20 protein-coding genes and 1 pseudogene are annotated in these 23,153 nt (G+C 70.7%); 7 read left to right on the forward strand and 14 right to left on the reverse strand.

From position 1 onward, the window contains the following. The first annotated feature begins 11 nt into the window (after positions 1-11). The 3 genes from AB0I03_RS25040 (at position 12) to AB0I03_RS25050 (ending at position 3,006) form a co-directional block, all read left to right on the forward strand. Positions 12-416: a roadblock/LC7 domain-containing protein gene (locus AB0I03_RS25040; protein ID WP_205324330.1), complete on the forward strand. Its 405-nt coding sequence runs from the start codon at positions 12-14 to the stop codon at positions 414-416. Positions 417-641: 225 nt separating this feature from the next. After that, positions 642-2,318, forward strand: a complete 1,677-nt coding sequence (gene ctaD / locus AB0I03_RS25045) for a cytochrome c oxidase subunit I (protein WP_360416871.1) — start codon at positions 642-644, stop codon at positions 2,316-2,318. A gap of 133 nt (positions 2,319-2,451) precedes the next feature. Further along, on the forward strand, positions 2,452-3,006 hold the full coding sequence (locus AB0I03_RS25050; RefSeq protein ID WP_360416874.1) for an isochorismatase family protein: 555 nt from the start codon (positions 2,452-2,454) through the stop codon (positions 3,004-3,006). A gap of 58 nt (positions 3,007-3,064) precedes the next feature. Here the strand turns inward: AB0I03_RS25050 and AB0I03_RS25055 are convergent, their stop codons facing one another. The 13 genes from AB0I03_RS25055 to AB0I03_RS25115 form a co-directional block, all read right to left on the reverse strand. Further along, complete coding sequence (locus tag AB0I03_RS25055; protein ID WP_360416876.1) at positions 3,065-4,273, reverse strand: hypothetical protein; 1,209 nt, start codon at positions 4,271-4,273, stop codon at positions 3,065-3,067. Beyond that, entirely contained in the window at positions 4,270-4,821 is a 552-nt protein-coding gene (locus AB0I03_RS25060; RefSeq protein WP_360416878.1) for a sigma-70 family RNA polymerase sigma factor, read from the reverse strand. Before AB0I03_RS25060 ends, AB0I03_RS25055 begins: the two co-directional genes overlap by 4 nt. A 171-nt stretch (positions 4,822-4,992) precedes the next feature. Beyond that, positions 4,993-5,883, reverse strand: a complete 891-nt coding sequence (locus AB0I03_RS25065; RefSeq protein ID WP_360416880.1) for a hypothetical protein — start codon at positions 5,881-5,883, stop codon at positions 4,993-4,995. Then, entirely contained in the window at positions 5,880-6,422 is a 543-nt protein-coding gene (locus tag AB0I03_RS25070; RefSeq protein ID WP_360416882.1) for a sigma-70 family RNA polymerase sigma factor, read from the reverse strand. Before AB0I03_RS25070 ends, AB0I03_RS25065 begins: the two co-directional genes overlap by 4 nt. Positions 6,423-6,629: 207 nt before the next feature. Continuing rightward, positions 6,630-7,436 carry a hypothetical protein gene (locus AB0I03_RS25075; RefSeq protein ID WP_360416884.1) on the reverse strand — a complete coding sequence of 269 codons (807 nt, stop codon included), beginning with the start codon at positions 7,434-7,436 and terminating at the stop codon, positions 6,630-6,632. Then, complete coding sequence (locus tag AB0I03_RS25080; RefSeq protein ID WP_360416886.1) at positions 7,433-7,984, reverse strand: sigma-70 family RNA polymerase sigma factor; 552 nt, start codon at positions 7,982-7,984, stop codon at positions 7,433-7,435. Before AB0I03_RS25080 ends, AB0I03_RS25075 begins: the two co-directional genes overlap by 4 nt. Before the next feature lie 112 nt (positions 7,985-8,096). Continuing rightward, entirely contained in the window at positions 8,097-8,864 is a 768-nt protein-coding gene (locus tag AB0I03_RS25085; protein ID WP_360416888.1) for an isoprenyl transferase, read from the reverse strand. 254 nt (positions 8,865-9,118) lie between these two features. Then, positions 9,119-10,924: a phosphoenolpyruvate carboxykinase (GTP) gene (locus tag AB0I03_RS25090; RefSeq protein WP_360416906.1), complete on the reverse strand. Its 1,806-nt coding sequence runs from the start codon at positions 10,922-10,924 to the stop codon at positions 9,119-9,121. Positions 10,925-11,595: 671 nt separating this feature from the next. After that, positions 11,596-12,150: a hypothetical protein gene (locus AB0I03_RS25095; RefSeq protein WP_360416890.1), complete on the reverse strand. Its 555-nt coding sequence runs from the start codon at positions 12,148-12,150 to the stop codon at positions 11,596-11,598. Between the two features lie 104 nt (positions 12,151-12,254). Then, complete coding sequence (locus AB0I03_RS25100) at positions 12,255-12,923, reverse strand: hypothetical protein (protein ID WP_360416892.1); 669 nt, start codon at positions 12,921-12,923, stop codon at positions 12,255-12,257. Between the two features lie 9 nt (positions 12,924-12,932). Beyond that, positions 12,933-16,304 carry an FtsK/SpoIIIE domain-containing protein gene (locus AB0I03_RS25105; protein WP_360416894.1) on the reverse strand — a complete coding sequence of 1,124 codons (3,372 nt, stop codon included), beginning with the start codon at positions 16,302-16,304 and terminating at the stop codon, positions 12,933-12,935. 35 nt (positions 16,305-16,339) lie between these two features. Continuing rightward, complete coding sequence (locus AB0I03_RS25110) at positions 16,340-17,113, reverse strand: hypothetical protein (protein ID WP_360416896.1); 774 nt, start codon at positions 17,111-17,113, stop codon at positions 16,340-16,342. A gap of 73 nt (positions 17,114-17,186) precedes the next feature. Continuing rightward, the gene (locus tag AB0I03_RS25115) at positions 17,187-17,453 is read right to left on the reverse strand and encodes a hypothetical protein (RefSeq protein WP_208496661.1); all 267 of its coding nucleotides are present in this window, start codon (positions 17,451-17,453) and stop codon (positions 17,187-17,189) included. Positions 17,454-17,655: 202 nt separating this feature from the next. Between AB0I03_RS25115 and AB0I03_RS25120 the strand changes: the two genes are divergently transcribed. The 3 genes from AB0I03_RS25120 to AB0I03_RS25130 all read left to right on the forward strand — a co-directional run bounded on the left by AB0I03_RS25120 (position 17,656) and on the right by AB0I03_RS25130 (position 20,421). Further along, positions 17,656-18,939 carry a PhoH family protein gene (locus tag AB0I03_RS25120; RefSeq protein WP_360416898.1) on the forward strand — a complete coding sequence of 428 codons (1,284 nt, stop codon included), beginning with the start codon at positions 17,656-17,658 and terminating at the stop codon, positions 18,937-18,939. 69 nt (positions 18,940-19,008) lie between these two features. After that, positions 19,009-19,698: a lytic transglycosylase domain-containing protein gene (locus AB0I03_RS25125; RefSeq protein ID WP_360416900.1), complete on the forward strand. Its 690-nt coding sequence runs from the start codon at positions 19,009-19,011 to the stop codon at positions 19,696-19,698. A 51-nt stretch (positions 19,699-19,749) separates the two neighbouring features. After that, positions 19,750-20,421 carry a lytic transglycosylase domain-containing protein gene (locus tag AB0I03_RS25130; protein WP_360416902.1) on the forward strand — a complete coding sequence of 224 codons (672 nt, stop codon included), beginning with the start codon at positions 19,750-19,752 and terminating at the stop codon, positions 20,419-20,421. Between the two features lie 75 nt (positions 20,422-20,496). Here the strand turns inward: AB0I03_RS25130 and AB0I03_RS25135 are convergent. After that, positions 20,497-21,072: pseudogene (locus tag AB0I03_RS25135) on the reverse strand (DUF998 domain-containing protein); the annotation flags it as partial. A 146-nt stretch (positions 21,073-21,218) separates the two neighbouring features. On the opposite strand from AB0I03_RS25135, the gene AB0I03_RS25140 reads away from it, so the two are divergent. Then, the coding region (locus AB0I03_RS25140; RefSeq protein WP_360416904.1) for a thioredoxin domain-containing protein at positions 21,219-23,153 on the forward strand (1,935 nt) is incomplete at its 3' end.

Here is a 23,153-nt window from a genome sequence, read left to right on the forward strand (position 1 = left end):
AAAGCAGCGAGATGGACAACAAGGACAAGAACGTCGGTGAACTCGACTGGCTCCTGACCTCCTTCGTGGAGAAGGTCCCAGACGTCTCAGAGGCGCTCACGGTGTCCGTCGACGGACTCGCCATCGCCGCCTCGCGCGGCCTGTCGACCGACCGGGCCGACCAGCTCGCCGCCATCACCTCGGGGCTCGCGAGCCTGACGACGGGTGCGGCGAAGGTCCTCGACGCCGGCCGGATCCGCCAGTCCGTCATCGACATGGACGAGGGCGTGCTGCTGCTCATGGCCGTCGGCGACCGCGCCCAGCTCGCCGTGCTCGCCAACGCCGGCTGCGACCTCGGCCAGGTCGGCTACGAGACCGCCCTGCTGGTCAAGCGGGTCTACGCCGCGCTCGAGCCCGACGCCCGCGGCAGCCTGTGAACCTGTAGGAGATTGCTCACCCGCGGGCGTCGGCCCGAGAGCGCGGCCCGCGGGCGACACTCCCCTCGACCTGCCGGTCGCTGACGCGACCTGCGACAACCACGAAGCACACGGCATGCGGTCACGCTCCGCCACGCCGCTAGTGCAATCCCCCTCCGCATCGGCGGCCCTTCCCGGGGCTATGCTGCGTTTCGCTACCTGGAAATGAATCATGGAGGCCCACAGGTGACCACGGTTGAGCCGAAGCTTGAGCCAACGCCTATCGTCGCGCGCCCCTGGCCGGTACGCCGGGAGCCCAACGGTTCCTGGCTCGCCCGCACGCTCCGCACGACGGACGCGAAGCAGATCGGTCTGCTCTACTTCGTGACGTCCTTCGCGTTCTTCGCGATCGGCGGCGTCCTCGCCCTCCTGATCCGCGCCGAGCTGTTCCAGCCCGGCCTCCAGATCGTGTCGTCCGAGCAGTTCAACCAGCTGTTCACGATGCACGGCACCATCATGCTGCTGATGTTCGCGACCCCGATCGTGTTCGCGTTCGGCAACTACCTGGTGCCCTTGCAGATCGGCGCGCCCGACGTGGCGTTCCCGCGGCTCAACGCCTTCGCGTACTGGCTGTACCTGCTCGGCTCGATCCTCGCGGTCTCCGGGTTCATCACCCCCGGCGGCGCCGCGTCCTTCGGCTGGTTCGCCTACCAGCCGCTGTCGAACGCGGTCAACTCGCCGGGCATCGGCGCGGACATGTGGTTCGTGGGCCTGTCGATCTCGGGTATCGGCACCATCCTCGGCGCGGTCAACATGATCACCACGATCATCACGATGCGCGCCCCGGGCATGCTCATGTTCCGGATGCCGATCTTCACCTGGAACATCCTCATCACGAGCCTCCTGGTGATCCTGGTCTTCCCGATCCTGTTCGCCGCGCTCCTCGCCGTCATGGCCGACCGCCAGCTCGGCGCGCACGTCTTCGACTCCGAGACCGGCGGCGCGATCCTCTGGCAGCACCTGTTCTGGTTCTTCGGCCACCCCGAGGTGTACATCGTGGCGCTGCCGTTCTTCGGCATCGTCTCCGAGATCTTCCCGGTGTTCAGCCGCAAGCCGATCTTCGGCTACAAGACGCTGGTCGCCGCGACCCTCGCGATCGCGGGCCTCTCGATGGCCGTGTGGGCCCACCACATGTACGCCACCGGCTCGGTCATGCTGCCGTTCTTCTCGCTCATGACGTTCCTCATCGCGGTCCCCACGGGTGTGAAGTTCTTCAACTGGATCGGCACCATGTGGAAGGGCCAGCTGACCTTCGAGACCCCGATGCTGTTCAGCATCGGCTTCCTGGTCACGTTCCTCCTCGGCGGCCTCTCGGGCGTCCTGCTCGCCAGCCCGCCGGTGGACTTCCACGTCTCCGACTCCTACTTCGTGGTGGCGCACTTCCACTACGTGCTGTTCGGCACCATCGTGTTCGCCGTCTACGCCGGCGTCTACTTCTGGTTCCCGAAGGTCTCGGGCCGCATGTACGACGAGCGGCTCGGCAAGGTCCACTTCTGGCTGACCTTCATCGGCTTCCACACCACGTTCCTGGTGCAGCACTGGCTCGGCGCCGAGGGCTTCCCCCGCCGGTACGCCGACTACCTGCCCAGCGACGAGTTCACGACGCTGAACATGATCTCCACCGTGGGCGCGTTCATCCTGGGCCTGTCGACGCTGCCGTTCATCTGGAACCTGTTCAAGTCCTGGAAGGCCGGCCGCGTGGTCGAGACCAACGACCCGTGGGGCTACGGCGGCTCGCTCGAATGGGCGACCAGCTGCCCGCCGCCGCTGCGCAACTTCGACCGCCTCCCGCGCATCCGCTCGGAGCGCCCCGTCTTCGACGAGAAGTGGGGCCACCTGGTCAAGGAAGTCAAGGGGCACTAAGACGCACGTGAAGAGCCCGGGGGCGATCGCCCCCGGGCTTCTTCGTACCCAGTACTGCAGGATATATCCTATAGGATCTGGGTCGGGGACCTCGCGTCTTGTAGCCCACCGCGAATGGCAATAGGATCAGGGCATGAGCCGGGCACTGATCGTGGTAGACGTCCAGAACGACTTCTGTGAGGGCGGGTCGCTCGCCGTCGCGGGCGGCGCGGCCGTCGCTTCCGCGGTCACCGACCTGATCGGGTCGGCCCCGGGCCGCTGGGAGCACATCGTCGCCACCCGCGACTGGCACATCGATCCCGGCCTGCACTTCTCCGCCGAACCCGACTTCCGCGACTCCTGGCCCCCGCACTGCGTCGTGGGCACCGCCGGCGCGGGCTTCCACCCGAACTTCGACCACACCGTCGCCGAGGCCGTGTTCGACAAGGGCGCCTACGAGGCCGCGTACTCGGGCTTCGAGGGCTCGGCCGGCGAGACGGGCCTGGCCGAATGGCTGCGCGAACGCGGCGTCGACGCGGTCGACGTCGTGGGCATCGCCACCGACCACTGCGTCCGCGCCACCGCGCTGGACGCCGCCGCCGAGGGGTTCCAGACCACGGTGCTCCTCGAGTACACCGCCGCGGTCGCGGAGGAGACGAAGGCCAAGGCCCTCAAGGAACTCGAAGCGGCGGGCGTGACCCTCGCCTGATCATTGACATGGGAAGGCCCCCGCGAGCGATGCTCGCGGGGGCCTCGCCGTGCGGCGGTCAGTCCGTCGCGTCGTACGCGAAGATGCGCTGGAAGCTGTTGTTGTCCCAGTCGGTTTCGAGGACGAGCGCGTCGACCAGGTTGCTGGGCATCTGGAGGACGACGATGAACTCCTGCCCGTAAGCCCGCGAATGCTCGGGCCACTCCTCTCTCGGATCGACCTCGATGGTCCAGGTCGTCTCGTAGGACTCACCGGCCTCCAGCCCGTTCACGGTCTCGACATGGGCCGAGCCGTCAGAGCACTCCGTGTGGTCCTCGCCTGCGAGGCGGATCGACTCGGTCGAGCAGATGCCGAGCGTGAACTGCGCGGCGTCGTCCTCCCCGAGGTTGGTCACGGTCACGGCGACCTCGCGGGTGTCCGCTCCCGATCCGACCACTTCGGCGGTCACGGCCAGGTCGGTGATGTGCGTCCCCGGCACCCCGCCGGTGAGCTGCTCCAGCCCGCCGTCGCGGTACCGCTCGATCCAGCGGTCGACGTCCTGGATCTGCGTCGAGCAGCACGGTTCCACGGCGAGGAGGCCCAGGAGCACCCCGTACTCGGCGTCGGGGGCGATGTCGTACACCGAGCCGTTCTCCCCGTACTCGTAGCGGTAGAGCTGCTCGGCGACTGCGAAGCCGTCGCCGTCCGCTTCGATGGCGAGGACCTGGCGGATCATGGCCTCGCCGGGGCGGCAGCCGACGAGGGCGACCGCCTGCAGCGGCCCGTTCGCGCTGAGGCGGGCGTGGACGACCTTGATCAGGTGGATCGGTCCGTCGCCGTCGGCCGAGGTGAGCTGGGCGGGTTCGGTCGGGCAGGCGGCCTCCGTGCCCTCCCCGAAGTCGGGCAGTTCGAGCGACTGGCCCAGGAGGTCGTCATAGGCGGGCGGCGGCTCGGTCTCGAGGGTCTGCGTCTCGGCGTCCGGTGCGCTCTCGATCGCGGACGTGGGGTCCTGGGGCTTCACCGGCACGTCGCCGGAGGTGGCCTCGACGGTGGGCTCGCCGGCGGCCGGCGCCTGCTCCTCGGCCGTCGCGGCCTGCTGGAGCATCCACGAAGCGGGGGCGATCAGCGCGAGCGCGGCAACGGCCGCGACGGTGACGCGGGTGGCGCGGCGGCGGCGGACCCTGCCGCGGATGTCGGCGGCGGCCGGCGGTTCGACCATGAGTTCGGCGGCTTCGCCGAGTTCGTTGAAGGCTTCGGCGAAGCGGATCTCGTCTTCGGGGGTGCTCATCGCTGCTCCCTCTCGTCTCGGATGCTGAGTCGGTCGGCCAGCGCGGCTTTGCCGCGGAAGAGCCAGGAGCGGACCGTGGCCTCGGGGGTGCCTTCCTGCTCGGCGATCTCACTCACGGTGAGTCCGGCCATGTAGCGGAGGATGACGGCCTTGCGGTGGTTCGGCTGGATGCTCGCCAGGGCGCGCATGAGGTCGACCCGGTCGCCGTCGGGCGCGGTCTCGTGGGTCTCCCGCTGGCGGTTGAGGAACCGCTGCACGACGCCGCGGCGGCGCAGCTGGCTGGTGGCGAGGTTCCAGGCGACGCGACGAACCCAAGCCACGGGGTTCTGGTAGTCGCGCACCTTCTTCCAGCGGGCGAGGGCCCGGCAGAAGGCCTCGGCGACGAGGTCTTCGGCTTCGGCCTTGTTGCCGGTGTAGGCGAGGAGCTGGCTGGTGAGGGCCCTGACGTTGGCGGCGTAGAAGTCGTCGAACTCCTGGTTCGCGCGCAGCGGTGGGGGTTCCACGGACACGCTGTCCAATATGGCGTCGGGGCTGTCGCGGGTCATCATCGGGGCTCCTCAACTCGGGTATGGCGGGGGTCCGCACTGAATACACGAGCGGCGATCGCAAAGTAATGCACCGGATCCCGCATGCAGTTCCAGTGGCCTCGCCCACTGCGGCGGGGCGGGCACACGACGGTGCCCCCGCGAGCTGCGCTCGCGGGGGCACCGGGGGCCGGACTACTCCGCGGAGAACATCGGGCTCGAGTCGATCACCAACGACCAGTAGTCGTACTCGGACGGCTCCCGGACCACGGTCCCGTCCTCTTCCAACTGGACGCTCTCGATCCAGTGCTCGGTTTCGGACTCGGCACTGGTGGCGGTGGGGTCCCACCGCTCGGCGAACCCGACCAGCAGCTGGAGGCCGTCACCGGCCATGGCGCCCTTGATCACTGTCCCCCCGGGCTGGGAGTGGACGAGCTGCTGGGCCCCCCACGTGCCGTCGCCCGACTCCTCGAGGACCACGACCTGGAAGACGAACTCGTCGCCGGCGTCGCATCCGAAGTACGCCACGAGGCTGAGGTCCGCGGCGTGAGCGAGGCCGTCGGCGACGTCGGCGCGGTCCTCCGGGGTGACGACGGCTGTCGTGACGAGCAAGAGGAACGCCTCCCCTTCCTCGGCGTCGCCGCTGACTCCGGCCCCGTGGTACGTGCCGTCGGCGACGACCGTGTCGCCGGAACCGCACGCCGCTTCGACGTCCTGGTCCCCCGGCACGAAGGAGGGCATGTCGACGGTCGCACCGATGATGTCGTTGGCGTCGACGGGGTCATCGTCCGGCACGAACTCGAACGCGGGCGGCGTCTCCTCCGGGGAGGTCTCGGCTGCCGTCGATTCGGGCGCTCCAGGCTGGGCCAGGGGCTGCTGCGGCTCGCCCGCGCCGGCGGTGTTGGCGAGGAGCCACGTCGCGGGCGCCGCAAGGGCGAGCGCGGCGACGCCGGCGACGGCGACCCGGCCGACTCGGCGGCGCTTCGCTTTGCGCCACAACCGGTCGGCGTCGCCCGTGTCGGTGGCGGCGGTGACGTCGCCGGTGTACTCGTCGAAGATGCTCTTCATCGGGTCCGGGGTGTTCATTGCGGCTCCTTGAGGTCGTCGATGCGCAGTCGTTCAGCGAGGGCGGCGCGCCCTCGGGCCAGCCAGGTGCGGACGGTCGACTCGGCGACCCGCTCCTGCTCGGCGATCTCCGCGCCCGACAGGCCGGCGATGTAGTGGAGGATGATCGCTTTGCGGTGGCGCTCGTTGAGTCCGGCGAGCGCCCGCTCCAGGTCGACGCGGTCGGGTTCGGGCCCTTCGACGTCCACGATGCGCTGGCGGCGCAGGAACGAGCGGACGAAGGCGCCGCGCCGCAGCCGCGAGGTCGCGAGGTTCCAGGCCACGCGGCGGACCCAGACCGCCGGGTTGTCGTAGGTGCCGACGGTCTTCCAGCGGGTCAGGGCCCGGAGGAAGGCCTCGGCCACGAGGTCTTCGGCTTCGGCCGCATCTCCGGTGTACGCGCGGATCTGCGCGGTGATGGGGCCGATGTTGCTGGCGTAGAAGGCGTTGAACTCGGCGCGGTGGTCGGTCGGACTCGCCCGGTCCAACGCGGCGGTGTTCGCGGCGATGCTGGCTGCCATAGGGCTCCTCTGGGGTCAGCAGGGCGATCGGTCGATCGCCTCCTTCACACGAACGAACCGGCCGCGACGTCTCACCGCGGCACCGGGTTTTCTCCGATCGGACTCAGTCTCGGACGCGGGCCGCCCTCACGATAAGGCGGAGCGCCAACGGCCCACCACGAGGAAGGCCCCCGCGAGCATCGCTCGCAGGGGCCCGTGTGGATGCGATCAGGGAGTGGAGTGCTCGCTCGGCTCCTCGCCTCCGGAGGGCGACACCTCGTCGGCACCGGTGGTGGGCTCCTCCCAGCTCGGGGTCGCGTCGCCGTCGTGGGTGGGCTCCTCCCCCGCGTCGGTGGGCTCGTACCCGGGCGTCGACTCGTCGGTCCCGGTGGGCTCGTCGGATGCAGAGGGCTCATAGGACCCGGTGGGCTCGTCGGTCGGTGTGCCGCCGCCTTCGCTCGGCGACTCGACGGGCGTCTCCTCGCACGGGTACAGCACCTCGACCGGAGCGCCCTGCTCGAAGGTGCCGTAGAACTCCACGACGACGGCGCTCTCCGGCAGTTCCGCCTCAAGCCGCTCCGCGTTGAGGTAGTGATCGTCGAGTTCGGCGAACTCGGTGAAAGCCTCCTGGGCGCGCTGGGCGAGCCGGTAGAGCGTCGGATCCGCGGCGATCGTCTCGATGTCCTCGCCCCCGGTGAAGACGATGCCGCCGCTCATGCTGTCCGCGGCGAGGTAGTCCTCGACCGTGGTGCCCTCGGCCAGGATTGCGTACCTGCCGTCCTCCAGGCAGGGCGGCGCCTCGCCGGTGTCGGCGGCCCCGGTCGGCCCGTCGCTCGCTCCGGCCTGCTGGAGCATCCAGCCGCCCGGGACGGCCAGGACCGCTGCGGCGACGCCTGCGGCGGCGACGCGGGTGGTGCGGTGGCGGCGCATCCGGCGGCGCAGCTGGCCGGTGGTGGACCGGGTGGTCTCGGCGGCGGTGGCGGCGGCGAACTGGTCGAACATGGCGCTCAAAGGGTCTCGCTGAGGGGTGTTCATCGGTGCTCCTCGAATTCGGCGGGGTTGTCTTCGATGCGAAGGCGCTGTGCAAGCGCCGCTTTTCCTCGTGTCAGCCAGGAGCGGACGGTCGTCTCGGCCACGCCCTCCTGCTCGGCGATCTCCGCGGTGGTCATGCCCGCCATGTAGCGCAGGATGACCGCCTTGCGGTGGCGCTCGTTCAGCTCCGAGAGCGCCTGCTCCAGGTCGAGCCGTTCTGGCCCGGGCCCTTCGGCGGTCGCAGGACGCTGCCACCGCAGGAACCGCCGCAGCACGGCGGCGCGGCGCAGCCGCGAGGTCGCCAGGTTCCACGCGACCCGCCGCACCCAGGTCGCGGGGTTGTCGTAGGCGCTGATGGCGCTCCAGCGCGCCAGCGCCCGGCAGAACGCCTCCGCGACCAGGTCCTCGGCCTCGGCGAGGTCGCCGACGTAGGCGCGTATCTGCGCGGTGATCTGGTCGACGTTCGCTGCGTAGAAGCCGTCGAAGTCCGCGCGGTCGGCGGACGAAACATGGGACACAGTGGACTGTTGCACCATGGGGCTCGCAGTCATCCGGTTCCTCGATTCAGGAGGTTGACGTGCAGTCGGTTTGATCGCACTCCCCACACGAAGCACCCGAGCGGAATGACGCAGAGGCCGTCGAAGTTTTTTCAGATGCGGCGGGCTACTTCCCGTAGCGGCGGTCGCGGATCGCGAAGGACCGCACCGCGCGCAGGAAGTCGACCCGGCGGAAGTCCGGCCAGTTCGAGTCGCAGAAGTAGAACTCCGAATAGGCCGACTGCCACAGCAGGAACCCGGAGATCCGCTGCTCGCCGCTGGTGCGGATCACCAGATCGGGGTCGGGCTGGCCGGTCATGTACAGGTGGCGGGCGATCGAGTCGGCGTCGATGGACTCGGCGACCTCCTCCAAGCTCGCCCCGGTGGCGGCCTGCTCGAGGATGAAAGAGCGCACGGCGTCGGCGATCTCGCGCTGGCCGCCGTAGCAGACGGCGAGGTTGACCTGCATGCCGCGCTTGTCGGCGGTGCGCTGCTGGGCGTGTTTGAGCGCGGCCTGGTGCTCCTCGGGGAGGAGGTCGAGGGCGCCGACCATGCGCAGCTGCCAGGGCTGATCGTCCTCGGCGAGCTCTCCGGCGAGCTCGTCGATGATGTCGAGGAGCGGGTCGAGCTCCTCCTTGGGGCGGGAGAGGTTCTCGGTGGAGAGCAGCCAGATCGTGACGTGCTCGACGCCCAGTTCCTCGCACCAGCCGAGGAAGCGCTCGATGTGCTTGGCGCCGGCCCGGTGGCCGTCGTTGGGGTCGGTCAGGCCCATGTCGCGGGCCCAGCGACGGTTGCCGTCGACCATGACACCGATGTGCCTGGGCAGCGGCTGGCCGGTCAGCTCGCGCGCGAGCCGACGCTCGTAGATCCGGTAAAGCAGGTTCGAGATCGCCACAACCGGCAATTGTAGGCTCTGCCAAATTTACGGCTCGCAAGCTTCGCCGTGAAGGCCAAATTTACGGCTCGCAAGCTTCGCCGTGAAGGCCAGATTTACGGCTCGCAAGCCTCGCCACGGAGGCCGCATTGACGCCTCGCCAGCCTCGCAGTGCAGGCCGAAATTGCCGCTCGCAAGCCCGGGCGCGGCCTTGTCATCCTGCGGGCGCGCCATCGCCCGCGCGCTGGGAGGCGCGCGGGCGATGGAAGTTCGGCCTACTGCAGGTCGAGGCGTTGCTTGAGCGCGTCGAGTTCGCTCCAGAGCACGGTCGGGAGCCGGTCGCCGAACCGCGCGAACCAGCTTTCGACCAGCGGGATCTCGGCGGCCCACTCGTCCCTGTCGACCTTGAGGGCGGCCTCGAGGTCGGCCTCGCTCACGTCGATGCCGTCCACGTCGATGGCCGCCGGGGTCGGGCAGTACCCGATCGGGGTCTCGACGGCTTCACCGCGGCCTTCGAGGCGCTCGACGACCCATTTGAGGACGCGGGCGTTCTCGCCGAAGCCGGGCCACAGGAAGCGGCCGTCCTCGGAGCGGCGGAACCAGTTCACGTAGAACACCTCGGGCAGCAGGTCCTCGCTGACGGCGGACTTGCCCATTTCGATCCAGTGACCGAAATAGTCGGCGGCGTTGTAGCCGATGAAGGGCAGCATCGCCATCGGGTCGCGCCGCACGACGCCGACCTGGCCGACCGCGGCCGCCGTGGTCTCCGAGGAGAGGGTCGCGCCCATGTACACGCCGTGGACCCAGTCGCGGGACTGCGTGACGAGCGGGATCGTGGTGGCGCGGCGGCCGCCGAAGAGGATCGCGTCGATCGGGACGCCGCGCGGGTCGTCGTACTGCGGCGCGAGCACCGGGCACTGCTTGATGGGCGTGCAGAAGCGGCTGTTCGGGTGGCTGGACGGCTCATCGGAGTGCGGGGTCCAGTCGCGGCCCTTCCAGTCGATGAGGTGGTCGGGGGCCTCGCCCATGCCCTCCCACCAGATGTCGCCGTCGTCGGTGAGCGCGACGTTCGTGAAGAGCGTGTGGCCCTTCTCGATGGTGCGCATGGCGTTCGGGTTGGTCTTGTAGTCGGTGCCGGGCGCGACGCCGAAGAACCCGTACTCGGGGTTGGAGGCCCACAGGCGCCCGTCCTCGCCGAAGCGCAGCCAGGCGATGTCGTCGCCGAGGGTCTCGACCTTCCAGCCCGGGATGGTCGGCTCGAGCATCGCCAGGTTGGTCTTGCCGCACGCGGAGGGGAACGCGCCGGTCACGTGGTAGACCTTCCCTTCCGGGCTCGTCAGCCGCAGGATGAGCATGTGCTCGGCGAGCCAGCCCTCGTCGCGGCCCATCGCGGAGCCGATGCGCAGGGCGTAGCACTTCTTGCCCAGGAGCGAGTTGCCGCCGTATCCGGAACCGTAGGACCAGATCTCGCGGTCCTCGGGGAAGTGCGAGATGTACTTCGTGGCGTTGCAGGGCCAGGGCACGTCGGCCTGGCCGGGCGCGAGCGGCGCGCCGACGGAGTGGAGGCACTTTACGAAGTCCGCGTCCCTGCCCATCGCATCGAGCACCTTGGTGCCCATGCGGGTCATGATGTGCATCGAGACGGCGACGTAGGCGGAGTCGGTGAGCTCCACGCCGAACATCGGCTTCTCCGCTTCGAGCGAGCCCATGCAGAACGGGACGACGTACATGGTGCGCCCGCGCATCGAGCCGCGGTAGAGGCCGGTCATGGTCTCGCGCATGTAGTCGGGCGCGGTCCAGTTGTTGGTGGGCCCGGCGTCGTCGGGGTCGTTGGAGCAGATGAAGGTGCGCTCCTCGACGCGCGCCACGTCGCCCGGGTCGGTGCGGGCCAGGAACGAGTCCGGCTTCGCGGGGACCGGCTCGAGCGTCCCGAACGCGACGAGTTCGGCGGTCAGGCGCTCCCATTCGGCGGGGCTGCCGTCGCACCAGACGATCTGGTCGGGGTCGGTCAGCTCGGCCACCTCGCCGACCCAAGCGAGCAGCTTGTGGTGGCGGGTGGGCGGATCGGTGAGTCCGATCAGGGGATCGGCGGTGGAGACTTCGATGCTCACGGTGGCTCCTTCGGTGCTGTTCTCATGCACGGTGCGCGCTGCCGCTCGTGGCGGCCGGCGTCGGGCCGTGCGTCAGGGCCGGAGCGGATCGCTCCGGTCGGGGCCGGTCTTTCGGACGCTACGGGAATACCCGGGCGCGCGCAGGCACTCATGCGCGATCGGTCCGGTCCTGAACTGGGGTTCCGTTCCCACATACTGATCTGTTGCGCATTCAAGCTCGAAACGAGCACAACTACTCGCACTTTCTGCGTGACCGAGCAGTAACACGCACAAAGAACTGAATTTGATCGATCCTCGCAACTAATGCGATCGGTTTCGATCATGGAACGAGCGCGTTAGTGCGCTGTCGCGATCGTGTTTCGCGCACGGGTCGCCGCCGTTTTGGTCCGAATCGCCGCAGAGCGGGCCGTCCTGGGTGAAGATGCAGGTCTGCACAGCCGCATCCGAGTGTCGAAGCGTTGGAGACGCCCATGGCGCACCGTGAACCGGAACCGCAGCCGAACCGCGCGAAGAGCGCCACCGTCGGCTTCGTCGTCGCGATCGCCGTCGTCATGGCGGTCGTGCTCGCCTACCTGCTGCTGCGCTGAGCGCACGAGAAAGGGCCCGAACGCACGTCCGGGCCCTGCATCTCGTCGTCGCGGCTACACCGAAGGCCCCCGGCGGCGCAGCTCGTCCACGCTCACCATCGCCTCCCGCAGCTCCTTCAGCCAGTCCTCCGCATGCTGCTCGACCAGGCGCACGCACCACGCGAGCGCATCCGAGCGCGACGCGGCCACCCCGGAGCCCACGAGCGTGTCGAGCACCAGCCGCTCGGGCTGGCGCAGACGCGTCGTCACCGGCAGCGACTGGTGCGTGAACACCATCGTCGTGGAACCGCAGCGCGCCCCCCACGAGGACTGCCGGTGGTACCGGTACTGCAGCTGCTGCGCGATCTGCACCCGCATGTCGCGCGTGGCCTCGCGGAAGCGCGAGATCCGGCCCTCCTCGGTCGCGGCCCGGTCGGACTCCGTCGCGTCCGCCGGGTGGTCCGGCGTCGGCAGCGGGCAGATGATGATCATCTCGTCGCGGTCCACGGTCACATCGGGCATGCCGGCGATCCAGCCGTCCGGGACGATCCCGTAGATCCAGGCGGGGGCGTCGTCAGTGGACGGCAGTGGGCCGTAATGCCACGAGCCGGTGTCGTCGTTGGCGGCCATTGACGGGACTCCTCACGTTCAGTTGACGCATCAGGTGTACCTCATCGCGTCAACGCCCTGCCGACTGAGGGCCCGCGAGCCGCCGATGCGGCACGCCCAGCCGCCTACAGCCCCCGCATGAACAGGGCCGCCAGCGCGCACACCGCCACGATCGCCGCCCCCACGCACACCAGCGTCTGCCCCGGGCGCGCCCGCACCCGGTACTGCCACGAGAGCCACGCGCCCAGTACGATCGGGCCCGTCCCGATGCCCGCGAACAGCGTCAGCGCGGCCAGGGCCTCCGCGAACGGCACGTTCCCGGACTCGAGCATCCCCAGCGCCGCCCAGACCGCGAGCGCCCCCAGTCCGAGGCCGATCGCGGCGGCGGTGACCTCGGTGTGGCGGGGCGCCTCGATCGGCAGTTCGCCCTGCCGGGCGAGGGAGAGGAGCCGTTCGGATCGTTCCAGTCGTGCCCGCACCCGCTCGGGGTCGGGCTCCGGGTCGGGCTCGCCCGCGGCGGGCGTGGGTCCGGTGCGGCGGTGGCCCACGAAGTCCCCGAGGGAGCGCCAGAGGACGGTGACGTTCTTGTCGGTCTCGGCCACGAGCGCCGCCGCGTTCGCCGAGGCGCTGTCGGCGTCGTCGCGGGCGGTCCGGGCGGCCTCGACGGCGGCGGCGAGCCGGTCGGCCTCGCTCCGGTAGGCGGCGACGGCGGCGCGGATCTCAGCGTCCGCGTCGGCGCGTTCCTTCAAGTAGGCGGCGACGGCGGTGGCGTACTCGGTGTCGCTGTTCGGCATGGCGCTCCTTTACGGCAGGTCGAGGACGGCCCCGGGCCGCGGCAGCAGAGCGGCTGTCTTGTAGGGGATGACGACCTGCGGGGTCCGGTGCCGGGCGCGGTCGAAGTACAGGCCGCGGCGCTCGCGCGGGTACCAGGCGGGGCCGCCGCTCGCGGGCGAGAGCGGGGCCAGCTCGGGCCCTTGGACGTCGAGGGCGAGCCACGCGTCGACGGCGTCGAAGCGGGCCGAGAACCCGCCGAGGTCCTCGCGCAGGCGCGGCACCGACCGCCACCAGCCGAGGGTGTGGAGGTGGCGTTCGGGGCCGTCGATGAGCATGGCGCGCAGGGCGGCCGTGCCGGCGGCGTCGAGCCGCACCGACCCGGCGTCGACGGCGTAGACCAGGTTGAGTCGCAGCGCGCCGTCGCAGCGTTGCTCCCATTCCTTGCAGACCTTGTCGAGGCTGTCGTGCCAGTCGACTTCGGCGCCTTCGGCTTCGAGCGCTGAGGCGAGGGCGAGCGCGGACGGGGCGGCGTCGGGTTCGAGGCAGCACAGGTCGACGCCGATGCGCTGGCCGTGCTGCTGCGAGCCGAGTGCGGTGGTGAGGGCGGCGGCGGCGAGGATGTCGGCGGCTTCGGCGGCCCTGGTGCCGAGGATGGCGAGGTTGCGGCCGGGCGCGCGGTGGAGGGCGAGTTCGGCGCCGCGGGAGGCGACGTCGATGGTCTGGCCGAGCAGGGCGGTCTCGGGCGGCGGTGCGGCCCGGGTGAGGTCGGGGACGTGGTCGCCGTCGAAGAGGGCGGGCGGTTCGTTGCCGTTGGGGCGGGCTTCCCAGAGGCGTTTCTGGAGCGGCTCCCAGGCGTCGGCGTGCCCGGCGTTGGGGACGGCGACGATCTTGTTGGCGCCGGTGTGCCCGGATTCGTCGTTGACGACGGCGTGGAAGCGGGGGACGGCGTCGGCGGCGTGGTTGTTCTCGGCGAGGACCCTGCGGGCCTTGGGGAGTGCGATGCGCAGGGTGAACTGGGCGACGAGGCTGGGTCGGCCCCAGAGGGCCTCGATCCCGGCGATGTCCTGGGAGGCGAGGACGAGGTGGATGCCTTGGCTGCGGCCGCGGCGGGCGAGGTCCTCGAGGAGCTGGACGGCTTCGTCGGTGACGGCGTCGCGGGTCTCGAGGAGCACCTGGAACTCGTCGACGACGGCGACGATGCGGGGCCAGTGGCCTTCGGGGTCGGCGGCGCGGAGTTCTTCGAGTTTGGTGGCCTCGTGGGCTTTGGCGGCTTCGGCGCGGCGGCGCAGCTCCTCTTTGAGGTGGCGCAGGAGGGCGAGGCCGAACTCGCGGTCGTCGTTGATGTTGACGCCGACGAGGCGCACGTGCGGGAGCCAGGTGGGGTCGCGGCGGCCGGACGCGAAGCGCGCGAAGGAGACGCCCTCTTTGAAGTCGAGCAGGTACAGCGCGAGTTCGTCGGGGCTGTAGTTGGAGGCGAGGCCGGCGATCCAGGCGTAGAGCAGGTTGGTCTTGCCCGAGCCCGAGGGGCCGCCGACGAGCGCGTGGGGCGGGTTGTCGCCGAGTGCGAGGCGGGCGACGTCGCCGGCGGCGGTCTCGCCGATGGCGGCGAAGAGGCCGGTCGCGGAGGAGGCGGCCCAGAGCCGCGGCGGGAGGAGGTCGACGAGGCGGGCGGGTTCCCTGCCGGCGCTGTGCTTCTCGGCGACGGCTTTGGCGGCGGCGGTGACGGTGCTCAGGGGCGGGGGGCCGTCGAGTGCGATGGCGGCGCCCGGGAGTCCGGTGTAGGCGGTGGCGGTGAGGCGCGGGAGGTCTGCGGGACCGGCGGTGTCGTCGCCGACGACGACGAGGTGCACCCCGGCGGCGACGCCGGTGCGGCGCAGGCGGGCGAGCTGGGCCTGGTCGTGGGCGGGCCAGGAGGCGAGGTCGGCGTTGAGCAGGACCAGGACGCGCCACGGCTCGGGGCGGCGCCCGGTGGCGGCGGCGAGTTCGGCGAGGGAGGCGTGCTCGCCCGCGAGCACTTCGGCGTTGACGCGCCGGACGGTCTCGACCAGCGCGTCGAGGGTCTCGCGGAGCCCTGAAGGCCCGATGAACGAGAGCAGCCCGGCCTTGCCGAGGGCGGCGAAGGCGGAGAGCGAGCCGCCGAGCCGCTCGGGGTCGTAGACGTGGAGTCGGGTGAGTCCTGCGGGGACCGATCCGACCGCGCGCAGGAGGAGCCCCGGGAGTGCTTGCGCCGCATCGGCATCGATGCGCAGGTGGGCGCGGTCGAGCAGCGGGATCAGTGCGGGCAGTGATTTCGTCGTCGCTGTGGGTGCCGAATTGTCGTACCCCCCTGTCACGCTTGCATCACCGGCATCGGCACTTGGAAGGGCGCAGTCGAGAAGGGAGGTAGCGGCGCCACCGGGTCGGCCGGGCCGCGCGGCACGATCGGCGGCGGCAGCGGTTGCGGCGCCGGGGCTTTCGGCGGAGACGGCAGCGTACGGGCCGGACTCGGCGGAAGACCTGGAGCCCTCGGAAGCGGCGGCGCGTCCCGCTCCCGAACCGAAGCCGCCCTCGGCGGGGGTACCACCGCCGAGGCCGATCGGCTCAGGAACTGCGCCGGTCCGCGCAGCAGTGCTGCCACCGCGGGAAGCGGTCCACTCAGGACTGATGTCAGCCCGCACGGCGCCGCCGCCAGGGACGACAACCTCGGTTGCGACTCCGCCCGGCGCAGCACTACCGCCGCCCGGCGCGACCGCAAGGGCGCCGCCGATCTGCGCGGCAGCAGCATCGCCGCTGAGTGCGCGATCAGGAGCATCGCCGGTCCGCGCAGGGCTTCCGCCGCTGGAGGCGACAACTTCGGGGCCAGCTCCGGCCGGCGCAGCGCAACCGCCGCCTGGCGCGATCGCAAGGGCGCCGCCGGTCTGCGGAGCCGCGGCTGCACTGAGGTCGCGGCCAGAAGCGCCGCCGGTCTGCGCGGCAGCGGCATCGCCGCTGAGGGCGCGGCCAGAAGCATCGCCGGTGCGCGCGGTGGCGATGGTGGTGGAGGAGGCGGGGTGGGTGGGCACGGGGGGAGGGGAAGGAAGGATCCGCTCGCTGCCGGCGAGGGCGCCGATGCGGAGCATCGGGGCCGCGCCTCGGGTCAGGGCCGATTCGGGCTTCCACTCGCGCCAGGCTGCCCCGGCGGCCGTCGGGGCGGCGTCGAGCGCGGCCTGGAAGGCGGCTTCGTGGGCGCCTTGCACCGCAGCGGCTTTGCGGGCCTCGAGGGTGGCGAGCATGCGCTCGTGAATGTTCTTGAGCTGCGTCTGCTTGCGGTTCGTGTCGGTGATGGCCTGCTCGGCCTGGACGCGTTCGTGCTCAGCTCGGGCCGCGGTGCGCTCGGCGAGGAACCGGGCCTCGCCGCGGGCGCGCCCGAGTTCATCGCCCATGGCCGCTACCAGTCGTCGCCGCCAGCTGCTCATGGTCAGGCCCTCCGCTCGCTCTTGCTCAACCGGTGCAGGGCCGCGACCAGGGCCGGGCCCATCGCCGCGGTCCGGGCCGCGTCGCCTTCGTCGTCGGCGCTCCTGCGCCCCAGGGTGCAGGCCGAGGCGAGCGCGGCGCCGATGTGGTCGGGTTCGGCCTTGGGGACGAGCGACCGCACCTTGTCGGCGCACTTGTCGCGCAGGGAGGGCACGTCGCGCGCGGTCGGGGCGCGCCCGAGATGTTCGGCGGCGAGGGTGCGCACGAGCGGCCAGGCGAGGCCGGGCAGCTTCACCCCGGTCTGCGGTCCGGCGTCGCGCAGACGCTTGCAGTAGGCCTCGGCGTTGCCGTCGCCGGCGGCCTTGAGCAGGTCGTTGAAGAGTCGCGTGGGCGGCACCTGCTGCGGGTCGGCGGCGCCGGTGCGGTCGCAGAGCTCGTTCACGCGGTCGGTCCACCACTGCCGCGGGTCGACCGGCGGCGGCTTCGCCGCGCTGCCCTTGGGGGCGGCCGCGGCCGGTGCCGCGGCGGCTCCGGCGCCGATGCCGTCGAGGTAGTCGTCGATCGCGGTGGCGGCCTCGGTGAGGCGGACCCGGGCCGCGTCGAGGCGTTCGCGGGCGGCGCCGAGCTTGTGGAGGCCGACCTCGGCGTTCGACTCCCGGGAGGCTTCCTTCAGTTCCGCCTGGGCGGCTTCGAAGCACTGCTCAGCGGTGTCGAGGGCGGGCAGGGGGAGGTCGGCGGCCAGGGCCTTGAGGCGCCCGGCGAGGGCGGCGACGTCCACAGGGGGCTCCGTTCTACAGGGACACTGTCTTCGAGGGCACGGTCTGCAAGGGCCTGGTCTTGGAAGGCACTGTCTAGAGGGTCGCGGCGTACGCCTCGGCCTGCTCGGCGGCGGCGAAGGTGGCGGCCAGGGACTGCTCGAGTTCGGCGGCCGCCTGCGCGAGCGCGGCCTGGGCGGTGGCGACCGAGTCGTGGCCCGAGCCTGCGGTGACGGCGGTGAGGCTCCCTTGGGCGGCTTCGATGTTCTGGCTGGCGGAGGCAATGGCGGCCTGGCCGTCGCGGACCTGCTGGAGGGCGGCGGCGATGGCGGACTTGAGTTCGGCGACGCTCACGGTGGACACAGGCTCATTCTCACCGAGACCGCGTCCACTTTCAGTGATCGGCCCATAACCCGGCGTGTCTGCTTTGTCGGATTTCCGACGCTGCGGTGACTGCGAGTGTTGCTTTCAATGCATTTAACGGTGGCGAAGTGACGTACCTCCCAACTAGAGTGTGAGTACCAACGGGGCTCGTCCCCTACACATCGACACCCGGGAGGCGACCGTGCCAGTGCAACGCACTTACGTCCTCGACACCTCGGTTCTGCTATCAGACCCTGGTGCGTTCTCACGGTTCGACGAACACCACGTGGTCATTCCGCTCGTCGTAGTAAGCGAACTGGAGGCAAAACGCCACCATCCGGAACTGGGCTGGTTCGCCCGGGAGTGCCTCAGGCGCCTCGACGAACTCCGCATCAGGCACGGGCGCCTCGACCAGCCGATCCCCGTCGGGGACCACGGCGGTTCCATCCGGGTCGAGCTCAACCACGTCGACACCTCCGGCCTGCCGGCCGGCTTCGCCGTGGACACCAACGACTCGCGCATCATCGCCGTCACCCGGGCACTGGGGCTCGAAGGCGCCGATGCCGTGCTGGTCACCAAGGACATGCCGCTGCGGGTCAAGGCCTCCGCCGTCGGCATCCCCACCGAGGAGTACCGCCACGGGCAGGCCGTGGACCCCACGTGGTCCGGGATGGCCGAGCTCGCCGTGGCCGACGAAGTGATCGACCAGCTCTTCGACGGCGGTGAAGCCGACCTCCCGCACGACCTGGAACTGCCCTGCCACACCGGGCTCGTCCTCACCGGCAACAGCTCCAAGGCGCTGGGCCGGGTCACTGTGGACAAGCGGATCCGCCTCATCCGGGGCCGGGACGCCTTCGGCGTCCACGGCCGCTCCGCCGAGCAGCGGGTCGCGCTCGACCTGCTGCTCGATCCCGAGATCGGGATCGTCTCGCTCGGCGGAAAGGCCGGCACCGGCAAGTCCGCGATGGCGCTGTGCGCCGGGCTCGAGCAGGTGCTCGAACGCGAGCTGTTCAAGAAGGTCATCGTGTTCCGCCCGCTCTACGCGGTCGGCGGCCAGCAGCTGGGCTACCTGCCCGGCTCCGAGGGCGAGAAGATGAGCCCCTGGGGCCAGGCCGTGTTCGACACGCTCGGCGCCGTCACCAACGACGTCGTGATCTCGGAGGTGCTGGAGCGCGGGATGCTCGAAGTCCTGCCGCTCACGCACATCCGCGGCCGCTCCCTGCACGACGCGTTCGTCATCGTCGACGAGGCGCAGTCGCTCGAACGCGGCGTGCTCCTCACGGTGCTCTCGCGCATCGGGCAGGGATCCAAAGTGGTGCTCACCCACGATGTCGCGCAACGCGACAACCTGCGGGTGGGCCGCCACGACGGGGTCGCGTCGGTGATCGACGTGCTCAAGGGCCACCCACTGTTCGCTCACGTGACGCTTACGCGCAGTGAACGTTCGGAGATCGCGGAAATGGTCACCAACCTGCTCGAAGGCTAGGAACACCGCTCTGGCATGCTGTGTCCCGGGCGTCTGTGGACAGACGCCCGGGACACAGGAGTAGAGCGAATGATCCCACTGCTGACCCGCTACGGCGCGAAACTCGCCGCCGTGCTCGTCCTTGCACTCGGGGCCGTCGTGGCCATCAGCGCCGCGAGCGACAATCTCTGGCAGACCGACGCCAACCACCCCAGCCAGGCCGCCGCCGAACAGCAGGCCGAGGCCGAAGCGGCGTACGAGGAAGTCCGCTACCAGCACGTCAACTACATCGCCGAGACCGCCGGCGCCGACGTCACCGTCAAATCCGCGGCCGTCTCCGACTACGCCGCCGACAAGGCGAACAGCCTCAACGACGCCCAGAAGGAAGCCGACGAGGCTGAGGAAGCGGCCGCAGACGCCGCCGAAGAGGCCGCCAACGCCGGCCGGACCGATGTGGACATCCCCGGCAGCTGCAGCGAGTACTCCGGCAACAAGGCCACCGGCTGCGCGCTCGCGCAGGAGCACGGTTTCGGCATGGACGAGATCGGCTGCCTCGTGGCCCTGTGGGACCGCGAGTCCGGCTGGAACCACACCGCCGCCAACGGCATCGGCGCCTACGGCATCCCGCAGGCCCTCCCCGGCGACAAGATGGCCAGCGAAGGCTCCGACTGGGAGACCAACCCCGTCACCCAGATCGAGTGGGGCCTGGGCTACATCGAGGGCCGCTACGGCACGCCCTGCGAAGCCTGGAACCACTCCGAAGAAGTCGGCTGGTATTAACCGCGACCGCCGCCCGGTCCCCCGGGCGGCGGTCTTTGCTTGGAGCCCCCCATGATCCCGAAGCTGACCCGCTACGGGGCCCGGATCGCGGCCCTCGTGGTACTCGCGATCGGCGCCCTCATCGCCGTCACCGCCATCACCGACCACCCCGCCGAGATCGACGCCGAACACCCCGGTCAGGCCGCCGCCGAGCAGCAGGCCGACGCCGAAGCCGCCTACGCGGACGCGCGCGGGCACCACCGCGACTACATCGCCGCGACCGCCGGCGCCGACGTCCACGTCAAAGCCCAGGCCGTGTACGAGTACGCCGAGGACAAGGCGAACGGCCTGAACGCCGCCCAAGAGGACGCCGACCAGGCCGCTGAAGAGGCCGCCGCGAACAACAACCCGACGTCAGTCGAGATCCCGTCCGGCTGCGACGAGTTCACCGGGAACAAGGCCACGGGCTGCGCGCTCACGCTTGAGGCCGGATTCGACCTGGAGCAGTTCGCGTGCCTCGAACGACTGTGGGACAGGGAGTCCGGCTGGAACGAACTGGCCGAGAACTCGATCGGCGCCTACGGCATCCCGCAGTCCTACCCCGGAAACAAGATGGCGGCCTTCGGCGACGACTGGCGCACCAACCCGGTCACGCAGATCCTCTGGGGCCTCGACTACATCGAGCGCCGGTACGACGCCCCCTGCGACGCCCTCGCCCAATCCGACGCCGAAGGCTTCTACTGAGCCCTTGAGCCAGGCGCCCACGAACGCCAGGGCCACCAGTTCCATGCCCACGGTCGTGCGCTGCAGCAGGCCCGCCGCGAACGCGCCCGGCTCGCGCGGCACCCCGAACCACTCGGCCACGTACGGCGCCGAGCAGGCGGTGAGGGCGACGACGGCGACCCAGCTGGCCGCCAGGATCGACCTGCGGGTCTTCTCGGGGCACTCGGTGCCCTTCGCCCAGCGGGCGAACGCGAGGCCCATGACGGCCATGGTGCTGAAGGCGCAGAACGCCGCGTAGCGGTGGATCGCCGAGATCAGCGACACCTCCGGGAGGCCGGGCGGGTCGGTCGGGAAGACGGCCACCAGGGTGAGGAATCCGGCCCAGACCAGCAGCATCGGGCTCAGCCAGCGCGGGGCCGCGACCCGGCGGGCGACGGCGGCGAAGGCGCACGCGCCGAGCCCGAAGAGGAGGAGCGCGACGGGCAGGAGCCAGCCGAGGGGGGTGTAGAGGTGGAGGCTGATGACGACCTCGACGGGGTTGAGGCCGGAGGTCGCGTGGAGGACGACCATCGCGGCGAACCCGACGCCGAGCGCGGTGAAACCGGCCGTCGTCAGTCCCTTGAGGGTGGTCGCAGTGTTGGCACTGTCGCCAAGGGGCGCATGAATGATCATGCCGTCAAGCCTCGCGAAATCCGGCTTCGGAATCAGTGACGCGGGCACCCGAATCACTCCCCCCGCCAGCACCCGCCCGGTGGTAGCGCCTGCCCTACCTCTTCGCTCCCGCTCGCTTCACCGCCGCGGTGTGCGAGGCTTGGGGGGTGAACGAGTTGGCCGGAGCCCTGTCCCCGTACCTGCGTCAGCACGCCGCGAACCCTGTGGCGTGGCGTCAATGGAGCGCCGCGGCGCTCGCGGAGGCCGCCGAGCGCGACGTCCCGGTCCTGATCTCGGTGGGATACTCGACCTGCCACTGGTGCCATGTGATGGCCCACGAGTCGTTCGAGGACAAGACGGTCGCGGACGCGATCAACTCCCGGTTCGTGGCCGTCAAGGTCGACCGGGAGGAGCGGCCCGACCTCGACGCGGTGTACATGCAGGCGACGATGGCGATCACGGGCCAGGGCGGGTGGCCGATGACGGTCTTCGCGTTCCCGGACGGGACGCCGTTCTTCGCCGGCACGTACTTCCCGAAGACGCATTTCCTGCGGCTGCTCGACGCGGTGCACACGGCGTGGACGACGCAGCGGGACGAGCTGGCGCACCAGGGCGCGGCGATCGTGCAGGCGAGCGCGCAGAGCGGCCCGGCGTTCGCCGACGTCACGGTGGCATGCCCGCTGGACGGGCCGTGCCCGCCCGCGCCGCCGATCCGCACCGAGATGCTCGATGCGGCCGCGGCGACGACGATGGCGTCCGCTGACGGCGTGAACGGCGGCTTCGGCGGGGCGCCGAAGTTCCCGAGCGTGCCGGCGCTGCGGTTCCTCTGCGACGCGTACGTGCGCACCGGCGACGCGGCACTGCTCGACCACGTGAAGCTCACCGCGGAGCGGATGGCGCGCGGCGGGATCTACGACCAGCTCGAGGGCGGGTTCGCGCGGTACAGCGTGGACGCGTCGTGGACGGTGCCGCACTTCGAGAAGATGCTGTACGACAACGCCGAGCTCTTGTGGCTGTATTCGCGGCTGTACGGCGAGGACGCCCTGTTCGCGCGGGTCGCGGACGAGACGGCGGCGTTCCTGCTGGAGCGCTTCTCGACCGAGGAGGGCGGCTTCGCGGCCGCGTTCGACGCCGACACGGAGGGCGTCGAGGGCCTGACCTACGTGTGGACCACCGCTGAGCTGGAGTCGGTGCTCGGGGAGGACGCGGCGTGGGCCGCCGAGGCCTTCGGGATCGACCCGGCGAATCCGAACTTCGAGCACGGCGCGAACGTGCTGGAGCTGCCGCGCGATCCCCGCGACAGCGCGCGCTGGGAGGCGGCGCGCCACCGGCTGCTCGCGGCCCGGCGCGGCCGGCCCCAACCGGGCCGGGACGACAAGGTGGTCGCGGCCTGGAACGGCCTCGCGATCGCGGCGCTCGCCGAGTACGCCTCGCGCACGGGCCACCGGGACTCGCTGCTGGCGGCCGAGCGGGCCGCGGATCTGCTGCGCCGCGTCCACATCGGGGCCGACGGGCGGTTGGCGCGGGTCTCGCTGGGCGGTGCCGCTTCGGAGGCGCCGGGGATCCTGGAGGACTACGCGGCGGTCGCGCTCGGGTTCCTGCGGCTCGGCGGCGAGTGGACGGCCCGCGCGCAGGGGCTCATCGAGCAGATCCGGGAGCACTTCACGGATTTCGAGGGCGGGTTCTACGACACGGCCGCTGACGCGGAGGCGCTGGTGACGCGGCCGGCCGATGTGCATGACGGCCCGACCGCGTCGGGTTGGGCGCTGGCGGCGGCCGCGATGCTGGAGGCGTTCCAGGTGACGGGCGATGAGACGTACAAGGACGACGCGTGGCGGGCGGTGGCGCGGGCCGAGCCGGTGATGGCTGCGAATCCGCGCTTCACGGCGGGCCTGCATGCGGTGGCGGAAGCGCTGGTCCGGGCCCAGCGCACGGAGTTATCCACAGGCTGTTGTCCACAGGGCACGGCGAGTTATCCACAGGCGCGAACTTTCTGTGGCCATTCGGCTACAACACATGTCAGCCTTGATCTAAAAAGCCATCCGGCTCCTGCGGGATGGCGGCGACAGAGGGAATTCGCGAACGTCGCCATACCGAGGCCG

Origin of the sequence: Glycomyces sp. NPDC021274 (genome assembly GCF_040641195.1) — a bacterium.
GTDB lineage: Bacteria > Actinomycetota > Actinomycetes > Mycobacteriales > Micromonosporaceae > Glycomyces.

What these genes read in the sequence shown, in the direction of transcription:
- AB0I03_RS25040 (WP_205324330.1), top strand. Translation starts at nt 12, where the DNA reads ATGGACAACAAGGACAAGAACGTCGGTGAACTCGACTGGCTCCTGACC.
- AB0I03_RS25050 (WP_360416874.1), top strand. Translation starts at nt 2,452, where the DNA reads ATGAGCCGGGCACTGATCGTGGTAGACGTCCAGAACGACTTCTGTGAG.
- AB0I03_RS25055 (WP_360416876.1), bottom strand. Translation starts at nt 4,273, where the DNA reads ATGAGCACCCCCGAAGACGAGATCCGCTTCGCCGAAGCCTTCAACGAA.
- AB0I03_RS25060 (WP_360416878.1), bottom strand. Translation starts at nt 4,821, where the DNA reads ATGATGACCCGCGACAGCCCCGACGCCATATTGGACAGCGTGTCCGTG.
- AB0I03_RS25065 (WP_360416880.1), bottom strand. Translation starts at nt 5,883, where the DNA reads ATGAACACCCCGGACCCGATGAAGAGCATCTTCGACGAGTACACCGGC.
- AB0I03_RS25070 (WP_360416882.1), bottom strand. Translation starts at nt 6,422, where the DNA reads ATGGCAGCCAGCATCGCCGCGAACACCGCCGCGTTGGACCGGGCGAGT.
- AB0I03_RS25075 (WP_360416884.1), bottom strand. Translation starts at nt 7,436, where the DNA reads ATGAACACCCCTCAGCGAGACCCTTTGAGCGCCATGTTCGACCAGTTC.
- AB0I03_RS25080 (WP_360416886.1), bottom strand. Translation starts at nt 7,984, where the DNA reads ATGACTGCGAGCCCCATGGTGCAACAGTCCACTGTGTCCCATGTTTCG.
- AB0I03_RS25095 (WP_360416890.1), bottom strand. Translation starts at nt 12,150, where the DNA reads ATGGCCGCCAACGACGACACCGGCTCGTGGCATTACGGCCCACTGCCG.
- AB0I03_RS25100 (WP_360416892.1), bottom strand. Translation starts at nt 12,923, where the DNA reads ATGCCGAACAGCGACACCGAGTACGCCACCGCCGTCGCCGCCTACTTG.
- AB0I03_RS25105 (WP_360416894.1), bottom strand. Translation starts at nt 16,304, where the DNA reads ATGGGCGATGAACTCGGGCGCGCCCGCGGCGAGGCCCGGTTCCTCGCC.
- AB0I03_RS25125 (WP_360416900.1), top strand. Translation starts at nt 19,009, where the DNA reads ATGATCCCACTGCTGACCCGCTACGGCGCGAAACTCGCCGCCGTGCTC.
- AB0I03_RS25130 (WP_360416902.1), top strand. Translation starts at nt 19,750, where the DNA reads ATGATCCCGAAGCTGACCCGCTACGGGGCCCGGATCGCGGCCCTCGTG.